The 20082-nt window shown below is 42.5% G+C and carries 14 protein-coding genes; 10 read left to right on the top strand and 4 right to left on the bottom strand.

What is annotated here, in order from left to right; translation table 11 throughout:
- Positions 1–76: 76 nt before the first annotated feature.
- The gene (locus J3L18_RS12845; RefSeq protein WP_129571727.1) at positions 77–1420 is read right to left on the bottom strand and encodes an FAD-binding protein; all 1344 of its coding nucleotides are present in this window, start codon (positions 1418–1420) and stop codon (positions 77–79) included.
- A 252-nt stretch (positions 1421–1672) separates the two neighbouring features.
- Between J3L18_RS12845 and J3L18_RS12840 the strand changes: the two genes are divergently transcribed.
- The 4 genes from J3L18_RS12840 to ligD all read left to right on the top strand — a co-directional run bounded on the left by J3L18_RS12840 (position 1673) and on the right by ligD (position 7051).
- A complete protein-coding gene (locus J3L18_RS12840) occupies positions 1673–2317 on the top strand; it encodes a carbohydrate-binding family 9-like protein (protein WP_189549486.1) in 645 nt (214 codons plus the stop codon).
- 31 nt (positions 2318–2348) lie between these two features.
- On the top strand, positions 2349–3644 hold the full coding sequence (locus tag J3L18_RS12835; protein WP_208102448.1) for a sugar MFS transporter: 1296 nt from the start codon (positions 2349–2351) through the stop codon (positions 3642–3644).
- A gap of 496 nt (positions 3645–4140) precedes the next feature.
- Positions 4141–4317 (top strand): DUF3606 domain-containing protein, encoded by a 177-nt coding sequence (locus J3L18_RS12830; protein WP_129568829.1) that lies wholly within the window; start codon positions 4141–4143, stop codon positions 4315–4317.
- A gap of 7 nt (positions 4318–4324) precedes the next feature.
- Positions 4325–7051: a DNA ligase D gene (ligD, locus tag J3L18_RS12825; RefSeq protein ID WP_129568828.1), complete on the top strand. Its 2727-nt coding sequence runs from the start codon at positions 4325–4327 to the stop codon at positions 7049–7051.
- Positions 7052–7402: 351 nt separating this feature from the next.
- Here ligD and J3L18_RS12820 read toward each other — a convergent pair whose 3' ends face one another.
- Entirely contained in the window at positions 7403–7909 is a 507-nt protein-coding gene (locus J3L18_RS12820) for a hypothetical protein (protein ID WP_129568827.1), read from the bottom strand.
- Positions 7910–8116: 207 nt separating this feature from the next.
- On the opposite strand from J3L18_RS12820, the gene msrA reads away from it, so the two are divergent.
- From msrA to J3L18_RS12805, 3 genes are all read left to right on the top strand, one after another.
- A complete protein-coding gene (gene msrA / locus J3L18_RS12815) occupies positions 8117–8725 on the top strand; it encodes a peptide-methionine (S)-S-oxide reductase MsrA (protein ID WP_090526174.1) in 609 nt (202 codons plus the stop codon).
- Positions 8725–9243 carry a peptide-methionine (R)-S-oxide reductase MsrB gene (gene msrB / locus J3L18_RS12810; RefSeq protein WP_091168280.1) on the top strand — a complete coding sequence of 173 codons (519 nt, stop codon included), beginning with the start codon at positions 8725–8727 and terminating at the stop codon, positions 9241–9243. The genes msrA and msrB overlap by 1 nt, the downstream gene beginning before the upstream one ends.
- A 145-nt stretch (positions 9244–9388) precedes the next feature.
- On the top strand, positions 9389–10420 hold the full coding sequence (locus J3L18_RS12805) for a class I fructose-bisphosphate aldolase (protein WP_129568826.1): 1032 nt from the start codon (positions 9389–9391) through the stop codon (positions 10418–10420).
- Between the two features lie 47 nt (positions 10421–10467).
- Here the strand turns inward: J3L18_RS12805 and J3L18_RS12800 are convergent, their stop codons facing one another.
- Together J3L18_RS12800 and J3L18_RS12795 are read right to left on the bottom strand one after the other, a co-directional pair.
- Positions 10468–11565 (bottom strand): alginate lyase family protein, encoded by a 1098-nt coding sequence (locus J3L18_RS12800; protein ID WP_129568825.1) that lies wholly within the window; start codon positions 11563–11565, stop codon positions 10468–10470.
- Between the two features lie 7 nt (positions 11566–11572).
- Entirely contained in the window at positions 11573–13135 is a 1563-nt protein-coding gene (locus J3L18_RS12795) for a M20/M25/M40 family metallo-hydrolase (protein WP_223266134.1), read from the bottom strand.
- A gap of 206 nt (positions 13136–13341) precedes the next feature.
- Here J3L18_RS12795 and J3L18_RS12790 point away from each other — a divergent pair, with 206 nt between their 5' ends.
- The 3 genes from J3L18_RS12790 (at position 13342) to J3L18_RS12780 (ending at position 20012) form a co-directional block, all read left to right on the top strand.
- Positions 13342–14628 carry an esterase-like activity of phytase family protein gene (locus J3L18_RS12790; protein WP_129568824.1) on the top strand — a complete coding sequence of 429 codons (1287 nt, stop codon included), beginning with the start codon at positions 13342–13344 and terminating at the stop codon, positions 14626–14628.
- A 417-nt stretch (positions 14629–15045) separates the two neighbouring features.
- Positions 15046–18246, top strand: a complete 3201-nt coding sequence (locus tag J3L18_RS12785) for a SusC/RagA family TonB-linked outer membrane protein (RefSeq protein WP_129568823.1) — start codon at positions 15046–15048, stop codon at positions 18244–18246.
- Between the two features lie 26 nt (positions 18247–18272).
- Positions 18273–20012, top strand: a complete 1740-nt coding sequence (locus J3L18_RS12780) for a RagB/SusD family nutrient uptake outer membrane protein (RefSeq protein ID WP_129568822.1) — start codon at positions 18273–18275, stop codon at positions 20010–20012.
- The last annotated feature ends 70 nt before the right edge of the window (positions 20013–20082 follow it).

Raw genomic sequence — 20082 nt, 5'->3', positions numbered from 1 at the left:
AGCTTAAAGCAAAATGCATGAGGCTAAAAGCTAATAAATTGATTTTTTAATTAGCAGCAGTCTTAGCCCACTGATTTTAGGAAGTATAAAGCTCGTTTGCTAAAAATTGGTTTCTGAATTTTCCATGCGGATCGTATTCGGCTACCAGAGCTTTAAAAGCATCCATCTTTTCGTAACGTGCTGCTAATGTTTTAGCAGGGATGGTAAAGATTTTACCCCAGTGTGGTCTTGCTTTAAACGGAGAAAGCTCCTGTTCAATTTGAGGGAGCAATTTCAATACAGCTTCTGTTTCCTGTTTCCAGGTAAAATGGATAGCCACCGATTTTTGATTATGGGCAGGGCTCATCCACAGGTCATCGGCGGCGATGGTGCGGATCTCGGTGATGAAAAGATGAGGGCCAATCTGCTTCCCTAATCGCTCCACTGCTTCGATAGCTTCAACGGCATGATCAAAAGGCACAAAAAACTCTGATTGCAGCTCCTTTCCGCTGCTTGGTGTAAAGCCCATTTTAAAATGCGGCAACCGCTCATACCATGGCCCCGGAACGCCCATTTGCTCGGTGCAGTTTTCGGCAGAAAGTCCTATAATTGGGTGCAGGTTTTTTGTAGCTGCTTTTGCTCCGTAAAATTCCTTCAGGTTTTCGTCTTTATCGGTACCCATCCGGCTTTTTATCCAAACTTCGTTAATATGGTCACTTTGCCAGTCGGTAAACAGGCTAACACTATACCCGGCCGAAACAATTTTTTCAAAATGCTGCTTTAGCTCGCTCATAGGCAAGCCCGTAAATACATGCTGTTTCATCATGTAAGTTGGTTGTATTTGCAGGGTAACTTTGGTGATTACCCCCAATGCTCCAAGCCCAACCACGGCCGCATTTAGCTTTATCGCATCTTTTGCTTTTGAAAGATGAACGATACTGCCATCGGCTTTAACAATTTCCAGCCCCACTACTGCGCTTGATAAGTTGCCGTTTTTTACGCCCGAGCCATGTGTTGCCGTTGTAATTGAGCCTGCTACTGATATATGGGGCAACGAGGCGAGGTTATGCAGCGCAAAGCCCTCTTTATCGAGATGCGGGGCAAGCTCGCCGTATTTTATACCTCCTTCAACCGTAACTGTATGATTTTGCTTGTCGATGGATACCACTTTGTTCAGGTCGCGCGTGGAGAGCAGGTTATCTTTACTGTCTGCGATATTATTAAAGCAATGCCTGGTGCCCAATGCTTTTATTTTATCGTGTTTATTAATGAGCTGCTGTACCTCTTCAACCGATTTTGGGTAAAATACATTGCCTGTGCTGTAAGTTAAATTACCCGACCAGTTTTGCAGGCGGGGTTGTTGCGCGAATGATTCGAATGATGATAATAAGGGAGACGCCATCAAGGTAGTACTTAATTGAATGAAAGTTTTTCTTTTCATAACAAATTGGTTAGTACAAGGTAGCTAATTATAAAGTAGAACTGAAAGAGAAATTGCAGGTGGTTCTCCGGTAAGTACAAGGATTAAAAAGTTTTTATATTTTTTTAATAAGTAAATAGAGATTATTAAATAATTTATAAACTTTTTGTTTATTTTGGTAGAAAAATTAACATTAGCGCATTAATTCTGCATGAATCATTGATTTGGGATGCGCTTTTGGTAAATTGAAACTAAACATTTTATAAAATAACAGTGAAGGAAGTTTACGCCCCCTTTATTCCGGGTACTTACAATGAAAATAACCTTGATGAGCTATCGGTTTTGCTCGAAAAAGGAAAAAAGTACGCTATCGATAATCTTTTATGGAGCGATACCGGATATTTCCCATCAGTTAATTTTTCAATAGCTCATGTCGAAAACGGTGTTGCCCTAAAATATTTTGTAGAAGAGCAGTATACACAGGCAACTTATAAAACAGTAAATGATCCGGTTTATAAAGATAGCTGCGTAGAACTTTTTATAAGTTTTGCTGACGACCAAAATTATTACAACCTGGAATTTAATGCCCTCGGGACCGCGTTGGTTGGCTTTGGTAAAGATCGTAACGGTAGGGAAGCGGTACCTGATAATAAGGTGAGTGGTATAAAAACATTAAGTAATATCAAGTGGGCAAAAGACCCAGCCGGTTTTAACACTTGGGAGTTAACATTGTTAGTCCCTTTCTCCATTTTTGTTTATCACGATGTTAAAACATTGAACGGAACTACAAGCAAGGCAAACTTTTTTAAATGCGGTGATGACCTGCCCGAACCGCATTTTATAAGCTGGAATAATATCGATAGCCCCGTACCTGATTTTCATTTGTCGCAGTTTTTTGGTACGGTAAAATTCATTTAAAATAAAATACCTCTAAATAAAATAACATACTATGGCCCAGGCAACAAGTTCAGTAATCGAATCGCCGGTAAAAAGATCAGCGATAAACCCAATTGTAATTATCGGTGCTTTATTTTTCATTTTTGGTTTTGTAACCTGGATGAACGGAACACTCATTCCCTACTTAAAAATAGCGTGCGAGCTGACTACCAAGGAAGCGTATTTTGTAACTACAGCTTTTTATATTGCTTACGTTGTTATGGGTATTCCCGCCGGAAAAACCATCAAAAAGTTTGGATTTAAAAACGGGATGGCCATAGGCTTGTTTGTAATGGCCATAGGTGCATTAATATTTATCCCCGCTGCAATGACCCGTACTTACGGGATATTTTTAATTGGCTTGTTTGTTCAGGGCACCGGGCTAACCGTGCTGCAAACCGCTTCAAACCCCTATATCACTATTTTGGGGCCTGCCGAAACTGCTGCTCGGCGGATCAGTATCATGGGGATTTGTAACAAGATCGCCGGCGCTTTAGCACCTGTTATTTTGGGTACCGTAGTACTCGCCAATATCGATTCGATAACCGAAAAGCTTAAAACTTTAAGTGCAACAGAAAAAGCACTGGAGTTAAATGAGCTGGCATCAAGGGTGATTATGCCCTACAGTATCATGGTGGTAGTTTTGATTTTGCTGGCCATCCTTATTTATTTTTCATCATTACCCGAGATCAACACCGAGCATGAAGACGAAACCGTAGCTGCCGCAAATACCAATAAAACAAGTATTGTACAGTTTCCGCATTTGATGCTTGGCGTAGCAGCCCTGTTTGTTTATGTAGGTGCCGAAGTTATTGCCGGCGATTCAATTTCACTTTACGGCACTTCTCAACATATCCCATTATCAACAGCTAAATTTTTTACATCATGTACTTTGATCTCCATGATCGTTGGTTACCTGGTTGGTGTTTTCTGTATCCCGAAACTTATCACACAACAAAAAGCGTTGGTAGCTTCGGCAATTTTGGGTATCATTTTAACCATTGCAACATTGTTAACCCACGGCTACGCATCGGTATTTTGTATTGCATTGCTTGGTTTGGCCAATTCGTTAATGTGGCCTGCTATATGGCCGCTGGCATTGGCCGGTTTAGGCCGCTTTACTAAAATAGCATCTTCATTATTGGTTATGGGTATTGCAGGTGGCGCTGTTTTGCCCCCGCTCTATGGTTATTTTTCGGAAAAGTTTTCGGCGCAGTCTGCCTATATTTTGCTTATTCCTATTTACCTGTTTATCCTTTTTTATTCTACAATAGGGCATAAGGCCGGCAGGCAAAACATAACAGCCTGATCGTAACATTCTTTTAAGCGTTTTATCTAAAAGCCTGGGAAGCGAAACTTCTCAGGCTTTGTTGTTTGAAACTGTCCTGAATGCGATTTAAAAACTGTTTATAGCATCAATAAAAGGGCGGGTGTTTATCACTAATAATCGTTAAACAATCGTCGATACTCGAAATATGGTGAATTTTATTTAGTGGTATTGATGTAACCTGTTGGTATTTAAATAGTTGTAAAATGGCACGCGGTATGCTTAAATTTTACACAGCAAACCAAATTAAAACATCTAAAAAAATAACTATGGAAACGTTTATATTCTGGGTAACCCGCTTGGTATTGCTTGCCTGCCTTGCTGTACTGGTTTACATGATGATGCCAAACTACGCCGACCAAAGTGATGGGTGGGAGTAACCATCTGCTGATTAATAAATTTTAGTACAATAATTTATTAATTAATAATCAAACCTTTAATTGGCTGATCTGTTAATATATCAATCATAAAACTAATCATGAACAACAGGAACAAAGCGGGATTGCATGACAACAGCATCATCAATACCAGCGAAAATTATGAGGTTGAGTATTGGGCAAACAAATTTGGAGTTCGCCCGGAAAGGTTAAAAACAGCGGTACGTGCCGTTGGGAATTCAGCCGTCGCGGTAGCCAAATTTTTGAACAACAAATAGCACCACTATGAGCCTGGAAAAGTATGCAGAAAAACGCGATTTTAGCAAAACCCGTGAGCCCAAAGCGGGGAGGAGCAAGGACAAAGACCACCTGATGTTTGTGATCCAAAAGCATGATGCTTCGCGTTTACACTATGATTTCAGGCTTGAAATGGATGGCGTGCTTAAAAGCTGGGCCATACCCAAAGGCCCCTCAACCGATCCTAAGGTCAAGCGCCTTGCTATGATGGTTGAGGATCATCCATTTGACTACCGGAATTTTGAAGGCCTCATCCCCAAAGGTGAGTATGGCGGCGGTACCGTTATAGTTTGGGATGAGGGTACTTATGAGCCCATTGAAGAGATCAAAGGCAAAAAAGCGCAGGAAAAACACCTGCTTAAACAACTCGAGGCAGGGTCGGTAAAGATCAAGCTGCATGGTGAAAAGCTGGAGGGTGAATACGCCCTTGTTAAAACCCATGGTATGGGCGAAAACGGTTGGCTGCTAATTAAGCACAATGACCAATTTGCGTCGGTTAAAGATATTACCAAAAAAGATAAATCTATTCTTTCCGGCAAAACCATTGAAAGTATGGAAAAAACCAGCGAAAAGGTTTGGCAGCACGGGCATGAAGAGGATGTAGAAAAGCCTGAAAAAACAGGTAAAAAAAAAGTCCTGAACGAACCCGTTGAACAACTGGAAAAGAAAGTGGGCACTAATGATACGGAGGATTTTGATGTTGAACAACTACTGAAAAAAGCACCTGAATCAAAAGCGCCAACTAAGATAAAGCCAATGAAGGCCACCCTTGTAGACGAGCCTTTTGATGACCCCGATTGGCTTTACGAGGTTAAATGGGATGGCTACAGGGCCATTGCAATGATCGACAAGAAAGGAGCGGAGCTGATTTCCCGCAATAATCTTCCTTTTGATAAATATTATCCAATTAATAAATTGCTGAAAGACTGGCAGATCAATGCAGTAATTGATGGCGAGATCCTGGTATTGAATGATAAAGGTGTTTCCGATTTTGGAGCGCTGCAAAACTGGCGGAGCGAGGCCGATGGCAATTTGGTTTATTATGTTTTCGATATCCTTTGGTATGAGGGTAAAAACCTGATGGGATTGCCCCTTAAACAACGCCAGGCTATCTTAAGTGCGGTTCTTCCCACCAATGATGACCGCATCCGTCAAAGCAAAGTTTTTGATACAGGTGGGATCGAATTTTTTAACGCCGCCGAAAGGATTGGACTGGAAGGTATCATCGCTAAAAAAGCCAGCAGTGTTTATACTTCCGATCTTCGCTCAAAAGAGTGGCTTAAAATAAAAGTGCAACGCAGGCAGGAAGTGATCATTGCCGGCTTTACCAAAAATGCGGGCACTTCCAAATCGTTCAGCGCGCTGGTGCTTGCTTTATATGATGATAAGGGTAAACTACAGTATGCCGGTAAAGTGGGTACAGGCTTTTCTGATAAACTGCAGAAAGAAATGATGGAACAGTTTAAGCCGCTTATTACCGATAAAAGTCCGTTTGAAGTGGAGCCTGATGTGGATAAGCCGTCAAGGTTCAGGCCGCAGCGATTAGGGGCCAAACCCACCTGGCTTAAACCCGAATTGGTTTGCGAGGTGGCATTTGCTGAAGTGACCAATGATGGAGTGTTCAGGCAAGCCTCTTTTAAAGGGATGCGTAGCGATAAAAAAACAAAAGATGTTGTACTGGAAACTCCGAAACATACCGCCGAAACCGTTGAGGAAGCCGAAGGAGCTGATAATGATACACACGCTAAAGCCATTAAGCCCGTGAAAAATACTGACCGGAAAACCCTTCTTAATCCTAAAGATGAAACCCAGGTACGCAAAATTTGCGGACATGAGCTCAAATTTACACACCTGAGCAAAGTTTACTGGCCCGAAGATGGTGTAACCAAGCGGGATATGTTCAACTACTATTACCAGGTCGCTGAATATATTTTACCTTATTTAAAGGATAGGCCTATGTCGCTCAACAGGTTTCCTAATGGCATTCATGGGCCAAGTTTTTACCAAAAGGATGTGAAAGGTAAAGCACCCGATTGGATTACTAAAACTTTCCCTTACACCACCAGCGAAGGGGAACATAAAGAATATCTGGTAGGTTCTGATGAATCTTATTTACTATGGATGGCATCACTGGGATGTATTGAAATGAACCCCTGGTTTAGCCGGGTACAATCGCCGGATAATCCTGATTACTGCGTGATCGACCTCGATCCGGATAAAAATACGTTCGACCAGGTTATTGCGGCCGCTTTGGAGGTAAAAAAAGTGCTTGACGCTATAGATGTACCTTCATACTGTAAAACATCGGGATCAACAGGGATGCATATTTATATCCCGTTGGGCGCGAAGTATGATTATGATCAGTCACAGATGTTTGCGCGGCTCGTGGTGGGCATTGTTCATAAGCAAATTCCCGATTATACAAGTTTGGAACGTATGGTAGCCAAGCGAAATGGTAAAATGTACCTTGATTTTCTGCAGAACCGTCCGGGAGCTACCGTAGCGGGGCCGTATTCCTTAAGACCTAAACCGGGCGCTACTGTTTCTATGCCCCTGCATTGGGACGAAGTGAAACCTGGGCTCACCATGAAAGATTTTACCATTTTTAATTCCATCGACCGCCTTAAAGAAACCGGCGACCTTTTTAAAGGTGTACTGGCAAAAGGCATCGACCTGGAAAAAACTATTAAGAAGGCGAAGAGTGTGTTTGAGTAGAATTTAATAGATTGTGATGCTGAGTGTTTAAACCCGGAGGCCTCTGAAGGTGAAATGACAAAAGATGGCCTGTCAGTCTGAGCCTGTCGAAGACCCGTGCGCAGAGGCCTGCCCGCCATGCTTCGACGGGCTACCCATGACACCCGTTTTAAGTTGTCATGGGTGGGAACGAAGCATCTTCTTCGCCCTGTATAGCAGTTTTGCTTATCGAAGAAGATCTTGTGCTATCGCTGCCATTGACAAGTCGGCAATATGCTGATTATCAGATACAAAAAAAGTCATCTGCAATGCGATCATTTGTGCGCAAATAAACCCTACTCAGGGCGACAATCGGTTAAATTCAATGCTGTTTCACGCCACAGCAGCCGATAGTATTATCCCATTATGCGCATTCACTACACCGTTGGCATAGCCATTATTATCTATGAACATCTTTTCGTTCTCTATCAGGAAATGCGCTCCGCCAACAAAGAAATTTCCTTTAATGGTTAGTACATGGTCAGGATGCTGCGCGTGGATCTCATTCAGCACATGGCTTGATAAACCGCTGTATTCATGCGGATCGAACTGATACACATCCAGTACAGGCTCCGCGTGTCCGGGTTGAAATACCTTAATACGGCCTTTAGTTAGGTCAAGGCGTATATCAGCGCCGTTTTCATTGGCATTAGCACTTATCCTGATCGTTTCGCCGTTAGGAGCGTTGATATTGGCCTCGATGGTAAGCACTTTGCCCTTTTGCTCATTATAAAATGAAAGGATCCTCAAAAACTCAATATTACTAAGCCCATCGCTATAAGTAAGCGTATTTTGCTCGCACAAAAATATGGTAGTCCCAAAAATGAATGCATGTTTCATGACGGAAATTTTAATTGGTTAATTGATATTGATACAATTAGCAAAATCTCAAAATGTTTTAAATTTCCATTATTCTTTCGAAGTAAAACAGCATGTTTTGTCAAACAACTATCACAAAGCATTAATATGGCAATTTTGCTCAACGCTCCCCGTGTTTTTTACGTTAGTTACTGCAAATACGCATCGTATAAAACCTATATGTTATACATGAAAAAAATAACTTGTTTCATAGCTGTACTGTTAACGGCTTGTTTTTCTGTTTCGGCATCTGCCCCTAAAAAAGTGTTAGATACCGCTACTTTTGCTACAGGGTGCTTCTGGTGCACCGAAGCTAAATTTCAGCAATTAAAAGGGGTTGAAAAAGTGATCTCCGGATTTTCCGGCGGGCATGTGGCCAACCCATCCTACGAGTTGGTTTGCACTGGTACAACCGGTCATGCAGAAGCTTGCAATATCATCTACGACCCAGCAAAAATTACCTATGACGAGTTGCTGGCTGCATTTTTTGTGGCGCATGACCCAACGCAATTAAACAGGCAGGGTAATGATGTAGGCACACAATACCGGTCGGCTATATTTTATCATAATGCCCGGCAAAAGCAAAAGGCCCAATATTACATCACGAAGCTGAACGCCGAAAAAGCCTATAAAGATCCGATAGTGACACAAGTGGTGCCATACAAAGCTTTTTACAAGGCCGAAGACTATCATCAAAACTATTTTAACCAGAATGGCAGCCAACCATACTGTAAATATGTGATCCAGCCCGAACTGGAGAAGTTTAAAAAAGTATTTAAAGATAAACTGAAGCAATAATGAAAGCGGTATTTATGATAGCAGCGCTGTTGTTTTTTACAACGGGAATGTTTGCACAGCAGGCAAAGACAATAAAGGGGCACGAAAATAATCCTTATTACTCCAATACCGATACCCGGCATTTAAATGTATCGAACGCCGAGTGGAAAAAAATCCTGCCGCCTGCTTTGTACGCCACAGCAAGAGAACAGGAAACCGAACGCGCATTTACCGGTAAATACTGGAACAAGGATACTAAAGGCACTTATTACTGCGCGGTATGCGGCAACAAACTTTTTCGCTCAGATGCCAAATTTGCAAGCGACTGCGGCTGGCCGAGTTTTTACGAACCCGTGCGCAAAAAAAGTGTAATTTATAAAGAGGATAACTCGTACGGCATGCAGCGTACCGAGGTGATCTGCGCCCGCTGTGATTCGCACCTGGGGCATATATTTGATGATGGTCCGCCGCCAACACATAAAAGGTTTTGTATGAACTCCGTTTCTCTTGATTTTGTACCTGAAGGATTTGGACTGTAAGCTGGCGTGACAATTATTAACGACCGGTTCGTTACATCAATTTACCTGCTAAAGTCATCCACAAGTAAACCTGCAATATTCTCTTTGCCGCTTGAAACAAGTATGAATTAACTTGTGTTATTCACCAATAATCAAGCAATCACTTATGGAACTGCAAAGCCTGAAATATATCGCAAAACAGCTTATGGCCGGTAATAAAGGCCTTTTGGCAATGGACGAAAGTACTAATACCTGTAACAAACGTTTTAAAGCGCTGAATATCCCGCAAACGGAAGAATACCGCCGCAAATACCGCGACCTGATCGTGAACACGCCGAAGCTGGAAGAAGCCATTAGCGGGGCCATTTTGTTTGATGAAACCATAAGGCAAAGCACCCCGGATGGTAAACTGTTTGTTGATATCCTGAAAGAAAAAGGAATTATCCCCGGTATCAAAGTGGATGAAAGTGCAAGGGACATGGATGGTTTCCCTGGTGAAAAAATAACTGAAGGATTGGACGGTTTGCCTGAACGCCTGGCCGAATATTATAAAATGGGCGCTCGTTTTGCCAAATGGCGGGCGGTTATAACCATAGGTGAAAATACTCCAACAAGTGGAAGCATCAAAGCCAATGCTTTTCTGTTGGCCCGCTACGCGATTATTTGCCAGGAGGCAGGTATTGTGCCTATCGTGGAGCCCGAAGTTTTAATGGATGGAGATCACTCACTTCAAACCTGTGCCGAAGTAACTAACGAGGTTTTACACACAGTATTTAACCAGTTGTACCAGCAAAGGGTAAATTTTGAGGGTATGATATTAAAGCCCAATATGATAGTGCCTGGTATTAAAGCTGCCCAACAGGATAGTGCTGATGTGGTGGCCGATGCTACCATCAATTGTTTTTTACGCTGCGTGCCTGCCGCTGTGCCCGGTATCGCGTTCCTTTCTGGCGGACAATCTCCCGAACTGGCATCCGAGCGGTTAAACGCTATGCATGTACGCTTTAAAGATAAAATGCCCTGGGCATTAACTTTTTCATATTCAAGGGCTGTGCAGCAACCTGCACTGGAAAAATGGGGCGGTAAAGATGAAAATATTGAAGAGGCACAAAAGCTGTTATATGAACGTGCTCATATTAATACAGTAGCCCGTGATGGCAAATATACACCGGAGCTGGAGAAGCATCCAGTAGCATAAAACAAAAACGCCGCCTTTTTTCGGGCGGCGTTTTTGTTGGCTTGTTTTTATAGTCCCTTAACTTTGTAATGAGTATAGGTGGTAAATCCTAAAAACGTATTATCAACAGGCACGCCAAGCGGCGCCTGTAAGCCTCTCAGATAATTTAGGTTATCAGTATTATAATGACCATAGGCCACCTCAACGCCCGGGAAAATCCTGCTGTTTAAATTACAATAGTCGCAGCCCGTTTTTTGTTCGTAAGCTTTCCGCATAAAATCATAGCCAAGGCTGATGTTTTTATCGCCGAGTTTCCATAAACTATTATCTCCCTGTATTTTGGCAATAGCAGCAGCATATGCGTAAGCTGTTAACGAATATTGATAATGCACGCAGTCTTTACGTACGCAAAGCTCGGGTAGGGTACCATCCGGTTGAATGATATTTGACAATTCTTTTACCAACAAATCGTGCCCGGCACGATAAACGGAATCCTGATCTAAAAACACACCGATGGCCATTTTTGCATATCCTGCAGAGGCATCCCAGTTGTTTTTATAATCGGGGATCTTGTTGATGTAATTATCTTTTACATTGATAAGATATTTACTGAACTGTTCAATATCAGCAACAGCCCATCCGGCAGATTTACCCTGCACCTTATAATATCTGATGATTTCGGCAGCAGCCACAAAACTTGGTGTTGTCCATGATGCTTCCAGATCGGGCTGGTTGGGGTTGGTTTTTCCTTCAAGCAGACCATAGTCTTTAAATGCATATGCCCAGCCATTCAGTAAACCAATTGCCTTTTTTGCATAATCAGCGTTACCGGTAACAGCCCAGGCCAATGCAAAGGCGTACACCAGCTCGCAATCTTTTCTGATCTGCGTTTTTGACGGTGATGTAGCCCCATTTGAACCTACAACGATGGTGGATGGGAACGACGCCGGGTACTCATGATCTTTAATAAAATCCAGCACCTTTTGGTAGGCCGCGGTACGCATTGTATCACCGGCCTTTAGTTGTGTGCTGATGAGGTCCAAACTGCCCCTGGTATTTAAAATACCAGGATGCACAAATTTGGTTTTATTGTTTTCCTGTGCTTGCAAACTAAAGCTTAAGAGCAGCAACAGGAATGTAAATAAGGCCGTTTTATTATATCTCATCTTCAGCCTACTTATCCAATCCGCCGCGGCGCGTTGCTTTAACCTGTGCAGGCCATTTAATGCCTTCGGTTTTGGTGTTAACGGTTTTTTGCGGGTCTTCGCTGGCCATGTAAGCCATGATTGCAGCTAAAATCGCATTGTTTTTCAGATCGTCGAAAACAACTTTATCATAAGTATCGCGGTTGGTGTGCCATGTATATGATCCGTACGACCAGTTAAGCGAACCCAAAGAAAAGCCGGGTGCACCAACAGCTACAAACGATGCAAAATCAGACCCGCCACCGCCTGGCTGACCAGGAAATACGGTTTTGATCCGGTTTTTGATCGTATCAGGTACAGCGGCAAGCCATCTGCTTAAATAATCCTTAGCTTCCACAAAACCCTGCCCGGTAAGGTTTACCACGCGGCCGGTGCCATTATCCTGGTTAAACAAAGCTTGCAGATTACTAACAATTTCGGGATGGTCCTCAACAAAAGCGCGTGAGCCGTTCAGGCCTTCCTCTTCGCTGCCCCAATGGCCTACTAATATGGTACGTTTTGGGTGTGGATAGAATTTTTTCAGCAGGCGCATGGCTTCCATCATGGTCAAAGTACCTGTACCGTTATCGGTAGCACCCGTGCCGCCATCCCACGAATCAAAGTGCGCGCTCAGCATTACATACTCATTGGGTTTTTCGGTGCCTTTGATTTCGGCAATGGTATTAAAGGTTGGCACTACACCTAATTCTTTTGATTCGCAATGAATACTAATCACCGGCTTGTTGCCCGATTCACCCAGGCGGTACAGCATACCATAGTCTTCCAATGAAATGTCGACCGTAGGTACAATTTTGGTATAAGCAGCAAAGATCTTATCAACCCCAAACCCGGCCGACCAGTTATTGGTCAGAATACCTGCTGCGCCGGCATTTTCCAACGCCACGGGCAAAGTTTTATTGGTAAATCCGGTTTTGCTGATGCGTTTTTTCCATGCATCGGTTTGGGCGGTGCGTTCGGCTTTCATTTTATCAAATGATTCCTTCAGGGCAAACTCCTGCCAGTTATAATCGGGCCTGCCGGTTGGCTGGAGCATGGAGATCATTACAAATTTACCCTTTACATTGGGGAGCCATTGTTGAAAGGCTACCGAATCGGCCACATCCGGTAGGATAATTACCTCGGCAGTAGTGGTCTTTTTGCCCATGCCCGGGCTCCAGGCCAGTTGCGTGCCTTCTAATGATTTTGCCCTTGGCGATACCATATCAATATGCGAGATCCCGCGTTCCCAGCCGCGCCATTCGCCCCATTTTTCGTTTTTAGCCTGGATGTCCCAGCTTTTGTATTTAGCAACTGCCCAGTCGTTTGCCTGTTTCATTTGCGGCGTACCAACCAAACGGGGGCCGATACCATCAAACAGCTCATGCGCCAGTTTTTCCAGTTGCGAATTGGTGGTTTCTTCGGTCATGATGCTGTTGATAACCGGGTTAGTTGATTGTGCCGAAGCTATGCCGCTGCAAAGCAGCATGCCCAAAACAAAAGGCCTTGCCTTGTTCCAAAGGTTGTTGCAGGTATAATGGTAAATATGTTTCATAAGGTTAAAAATATGAAAAAGCGGATGAGGTAATACGTTTTATCTTAAATGATATTGGTAAGTAACATAAATATTGCAAAATGTTGAGTTGTTTATATGTTCAGATTTAATAGAGTTTGTGCTTGTAGGTTAAATTATTGTTATAGAATTAACAATAGATTTATATATGGCCGATTCCTTTGTAAAACTAATCGATCACTTATCAAATGAAAAAACAATTCCTTAGCGTCATCGCGTTATCCGCGGCGATCCTTTCTTCCTGCCATAATGATAATAAGATAAATCCTTTCAGCTATCCTGATATGGCCGAGGCGCAAAACCCGGCTATCCTTTTCACCACTGCCGACGGCGTAAAGGTTTATAACGGCGGCTTTGGATCCGCAGTGGCAGCAGATCCAAACCACAAAGATGTATTTTACCTGCTTACCGACCGCGGCTCAAACGTGGCCGGGCAGACAGCCAATTCCATCATCATCGGTAAACCGGATTTTGATCCGCAGATAGGTAAATTCAGGTTAAAAGATGATAAACTGGTGCTGGAACAAACCATAGAGTTAAAAAATGCCAACGGCGTGAAATTAAATGGTTTACCAAACCCCACCGGAATGGGAGCTTCGGGCGAAATTCCATTTGATCTGAGCGGAAATCAGTTATCTCCAAGTGCTGATGGTATTGATTCGGAAGGTTTGGTTCTGGCATCCGACGGTACTTTTTGGGTAAGTGACGAATACGGTCCGCATATAGTACACTTTGATGCCAGCGGCAAAACCATCGAACGCATTAACCCTTACGGATCAGGCACCGGCGGCCGTAAAATTCCTGCTGTATTTGCTACCCGCAGGGCTAACCGCGGTATGGAAGGGTTAGCCATCACACCCGATGGCAAAACACTGGTTGGCATGATGCAATCGCCAATGTATAACCCATCTAAAGCAAAGGTTGCTAATTCAACTGTATTGCGCATCCTTACCTTTGATATTGCAACGGGCAATACAAAACAGTATGCTTACCTTATGGATAATACTTCATTAACAGGCGTTAGTGACATAACCGCCGTTAATGCCACTACATTCTTAACTATTGAACGCGATGGTAAGTTCGGAGGTGCGCCTACCGATGCCGCTAAGTTCAAAAAAGTATTTAAAATAGATATCAGCAATGCTACCGATATCTCCGACCCCGCAAACGGTGCTAACGGCAAATTATATAACACCAAAACTGTCGAAGAGCTTAATGATGCCGCCGGTTTACAGGCAGCCGGTATTACCCCAGTTACCAAAACACTGGTGCTCGATTTACTTAAAGACTTGCCAAAGGTATATCCACATGATAAAGCCGAAGGTTTGGCTTTATTGCCCGGTAATATCCTCGCTATATCAAATGATGACGATTTTGGTGTTGTTGATAACGGTAAAAATGGCTTTGCAGCTAAAATTCTGCCTGCTACCAATTCAGTTGACAGGAACAGGATCTATTTTGTGAAGCTAAAATAGGGGATTTGAAAAATTAAAAATGATCAATGCCTTCCGGTGTTAACTGGTAGGCATTTTTGTTTATACAACCTGCACAACGTTAGGTTAATGTTTTAAAATCAAAATCAATTTTATTGTTAAAATAACATTTATTCGGTGATTTAATTTTAACATTGATATGTATTATTTTATCACGATGGCGATAATATATTGACTTTCGGTTTTGTTTTTAATCTTTAACTAATTGATAATTAGTTATTTGAAATTTTAAATTTGTATTTTTGGGTTATGTTAAAATAATACAAAAAACCACTCATATCGTATTATAATCGATTGTTACCTCTGGCTACTTTTACTTAGCATATAATCTCTTTGGCGACAACTGTTAAGAAGTGATCATGTGCTTTAAACCAATTTTAACAAATTAAAGTAAAACGTATGAGAGGAAAACTACGTATCAAAAAAGTTGTGGCCTTAATCTGTACAAGTTTATCATTTGTGTTGATAAGCCTGTCGGGGCAAGCCCAAAGTAAATTGATTACCGGTAAGATCACCGGTTCGGACAACGGACTACCTTTGCCGGGTGTTACCGTTAAGATAAAAGGGAGCACGCAGGCTGCGGGTTCAAAGGCCGATGGTACCTACTCAATAACCGCCGGTAACAATGAAACACTTGTTTTTAGCTTTGTTGGCTTCTTAAACCAGGAAGTTGCCATAAACGGCAGATCGGTTATTAACGTATCGTTAGTGTCCGATAATAAAACACTGACCGAGGTAGTTGTTGTGGGTTATGGTACTACTAAGCGTAAAGATTTAACGGGGGCTATTAGTTCAATCAACGCCGATCAGGTAGGTAAAGTGCCTGTGACCAGCGTTGACCAGGCTTTGCAAGGCAGGGCAGCGGGTGTACAGGTTACTAACAATGATGGCGCACCCGGTAGTAGTGTGAGTGTATTGATCAGGGGGGTAGGTAGTTTGGCTACAAATGGTAATGAGCCTCTATATGTGGTTGATGGTTACCCGATCAGCGGAGGCTTAAATAACGTTAATCCTAACGATATAGCTAATATTGATGTGTTGAAAGATGCTTCGGCAACAGCTATTTATGGTGTTAGGGCAGCAAACGGCGTTGTTATCATTACTACAAAAAAAGGTCGGAAGGATGGTGGGGTGCAGGTATCGTTAGATGCCTATGGTTCATTGCAATCAAAACCCAAAAAGTATAAAGTTCTTAACGCGCAGCAATGGGCAACCCTGGCCAATGAAGATCACGCATCTGAGGGTAATTTTACAGAATTGCCTGAATGGGCAAATCCTTCGGCATTAACCAGTGTCGACTGGCAGGATGCAATTTATCGCCAGGGGGCAAAACAGAGCTACAACCTTGGTATACGCGGAGGCAACGAAAAAATTCAATCTGCCTTTTCAGCTGGTTATTATGACCAAAAGGGGATTGTTTTAGGTTCATATTTTAAGCGGTTAAACCTGGGTATGAATATTGATTATACCGTAAGTAAATGGCTTAAATCATCTACCAGTGCTAAGTATTCAAGGCAGGATCAAAATAATCCATTTGGTTCAGGATCATTGCAGCAATTAACAGAGCTTATCCCTACGCTTGATGGTGGTAATAAGTTAACCAACCAGATAAAAGACAAAAATGGGAACTATGGTTTTTATAACCCGATCAATATTTACACAAAAAGCTGGAACAATCCATTATATGCTATTGAAAAAAACGATTATAAAAACCTAAATAATTACCTTTTGGCAAGTAGCTCATTAGAGGCTACTATTATAGACGGGCTTAAGATCAAAACCAATGCGGGCCTAAACGTAAGTGACTATTCGGGTTACTTCTTTCAACCGGAAGACCTTCGCTGGCAGGAGCAATATGGTTTAAGCGGAGCTAACCAAAATTCTGTTTATTCGCAAAGCGCTAATAACACTTTTGAGTGGTTATGGGAAAATACCATATCGTATGATAAAACCTTCGGAAAGCACGCTATTAACTTTGTTGGTGGTGTTTCAGCACAATCAAATACCTACCGGTATATGACAGGTACCGGAGATAAATTGATCAATAATGCCCTTCGGGATCTGGCGCAGGTTAACGATCTTGTTGTTACAGGCAGCCAATATACAACAACTTTTGCTTCACAATTTGGACGGTTAATCTATAAATACAATGACAAATATATTGTAACAGGTACCGTTAGGCGCGATGGTTCGTCGAAATTTGCTAACGGGCATCAATATGGTGTATTCCCTTCGGGTTCCGTAGCCTGGAAAGCTAAAGAAGAATCATTCCTGAAAAACGTTGCATGGCTGTCTGATCTGAAGTTCAGAGGAGGGTATGGCGAAGTTGGTAATCAGGGCTCTATTCCATTATTTCAATATAATGCCTTATATTCATCAGGTGGTGCAGCTACTACCGGCACAAACGTGGGTTACCCATTTGGTAAAAATGGTTCGTCAGGAGAGGTTTATCAACCCGGCTTGGCACCAACACAACCTGCCAACCCCGACCTCAGATGGGAGACTGATTACCAAACTGACATTGGTATGGATGCTGCCTTCCTGAATGGCGCGCTTACTTTTACAGTTGATTATTATAACAGGAGATCGAAAGACTTTTTGTTAAACCTTCCTGTATCGTCACAAACTGGCTTTAGCCAAAACCTGGCACAAAATGTTGGTGAAATTAATAACAAAGGTTTTGAGTTTGCCGTAAACTACAACCACACGGTAAATGATTTCAGGTATGGTGTGGGCTTGACTTTTACTACGGTTAAAAATAAATTAGTTAGCCTTAATAAAAGCCTAACCTTTATTGATAACCTTACCACGGTTACTGGTCTTAACGGTAATGGCTGGGGGCAATTCAGCGAAACCAATATCGGGCAGGCTGTAGGTGAGTTTTTTGGTTATAAATCATTAGGTATATTCCAGTCGCAGGCACAAATCAACGCTTTAAATACGGCCGCTGCAGCTAAATTTCCAAGTAACCCATATTACTGGAAAAGCGTTACCCAACCAGGGGATCGTTATTATGCCGACACCAACGGTGACGGACAGGTTACCCCTTCAGACAGGACAAGCCTCGGTAGTCCGATCCCTAAATTTTATGGTGGTTTAAACCTCGATTTTGCTTATAAGGCATTTGATCTTAACGCATATTTCTATGGCTCTTACGGAAATAAGATCCTGAATTATCAGCAAAGGACCCTTGAAAGCTTTCAGGCCCCCGGCTTTGTTGGTGTTGAAAACGTAGGTTACGATTATTATGTTAATCACTGGACCCCGAGTAATCCATCAAATCGTTACGCAAGGCTTACATATAATGATGATACCAGCGCAAATAATGTACCGTCAAGTGTGTATGTTGAAGATGGTAGCTATCTCCGTTTAAGGAACCTTACCCTGGGTTATACATTACCATCTGACGTCACCAAAAAGTTGACCCTATCAAAAGTGAGGATTTACTTTTCCACCCAGAATTTGTTTACTATAACCGGGTATAAAGGCCTGGATCCTGAAATTGGCACAGCTAACGGAAGTGCAACAGCATCTGGTATTGATGCGGGTAATTACCCTTCATCTAAGTTTTATACACTTGGTTTAAATGTAACTTTCTAATTGGGCAGCGATAAAACAGTAAAGAAATGAAAATCAACAAAAAATATATCACACTAATTGCTCTCGGTGCCACACTTATGGTTCCATTGAGCTGTAAAAAGAATTTTCTTGACCAAACAAGCTATACACAGCTCACTAAAGATGCTTATTTTAATAAAGCATCTGACGGTATAGCGCTTGTAAACTCAATTTATGATACCTATCAAAATGCCGACCTGCTAAAAAAGTCGATCTGGTATTATGCTAACTTTCAAACCCATGATTTTTTTAACTGGGGAAATGACCGTTTTTATAATTACTACGCAATAACTACAGATTTTGGCCCGATCAGGACTTTTTGGCAACGTGCTTATGTGGGTATATCTCGGGCTAACTCTGCAATTGAAATCATTCCCGAAATGAAAGCCAAAGGGATTCTTGACGAAAGTTTAGCTAACCGATTGCTTGGTGAAGCCTACTTTTTACGCGGAATGACCTATTACTATCTGGCGGGTAGTTTTGGCGGTGTGCCACTGGAGCTTAAATCAGTAACTGATGGTTTAACCGCAAGAAGTACACAAGAACAAGTATTTGCACAGGTAATTGCCGACACCAAGCAGGCTGCAACTTTATTACCATGGAGGGAAGATTTGCCAGCTTCTGAACTTGGAAGGGCAACAAAAGGTGCTGCTTTAGCTTATGAGGGTGCCGCGCAAATGTGGAATAAAGATTACGCCGGTGCATTGGCAAACTTTAACCAGTTGGATGGGCATTTTTCACTGATGCCTAATTTTAGAGATGTAAATGAATACAACCATCAAAATAATGCTGAGTCGATATTTGAGGTGCAGTTCACAGTAGCAGGTACCCAAAGTTGGGGTGCAGGTAATGAAGTAGCCTGGATTTCGGATTTTAGCTGGCCGGAGGAAGTTTCAAACTTCGGTTATGATTATGCCAATCCGGGATTATATTATTCATACCAGGCTGGTGACAAACGTAAACTGGCAACAGTGATTGGCCCCGGCGATGAGAACATTAGTCCGGGAATTATAGGTCGGGGCGGCATTAAAGTTTATCCTTTAGTAGTAGCAGGTTTTGCGAGCTCCGATCCTAAGGTAAAAGCTAAATACACTGGGGATGACGGTAAGATCATCAATACCTGTGGTACACATGCCAATCCATGGTATGGTTCTGACGGTGATGGTTTACGTACCGGTTTCTACTGTGCTAAAATGTGGCGCGACCCCAACCTTGATGCTAACTCCGGCAATTCAACAATTTTTGGCGCTCAAAATCAAATACTGTTACGTTATGCCGAAGTATTGCTTGATAAAGCCGAGTGCCAGATCCGTACAGGTGACGCAGCAGGTGGCCTGGCCACGATTAAAAAGGTAAGAGACCGTGCGTGGGGCGGCACTGCACCGGCTGTAATGCAGGATGGTGCAAATTATGACGGTTCGGCTTCAAGCCCAATCACAGACCCATTACAAATGGTTTACAGCGAGTACAGGCACGAGCTTTCGGGTGAATATTCTGTGTTTTATAACCTGCGCAGGGCTGGTGTAGCTGCCGAATTCATTAAAAAAGCTTACGGTACAGTTGACAACAATACCAACATGATCCCTAACCCTAACACTGCAGATGCAAAGCTTGATGCAGATAACGGTTTAAAGCTTCATGGCTTGTATAATACATCACTTCCGGTAGGTCGTGATCTTTATCCTATTCCGCAGCTTGAGCGTGGGCTAAACCCTAATTTAACTCAAAATCCGGCTTACGGTAATTAGTATGTTGTTATCATTTAACAGAAAAGGCTTCTCCCGCAGGGAGAAAGCCTTTTTGTGTTAATTATTATCT

It is taken from the genome of Mucilaginibacter gossypii (assembly GCF_017569325.2).
Lineage (GTDB): Bacteria > Bacteroidota > Bacteroidia > Sphingobacteriales > Sphingobacteriaceae > Mucilaginibacter > Mucilaginibacter gossypii.
This window is presented reverse-complemented; position numbering and strand designations above follow the sequence as displayed.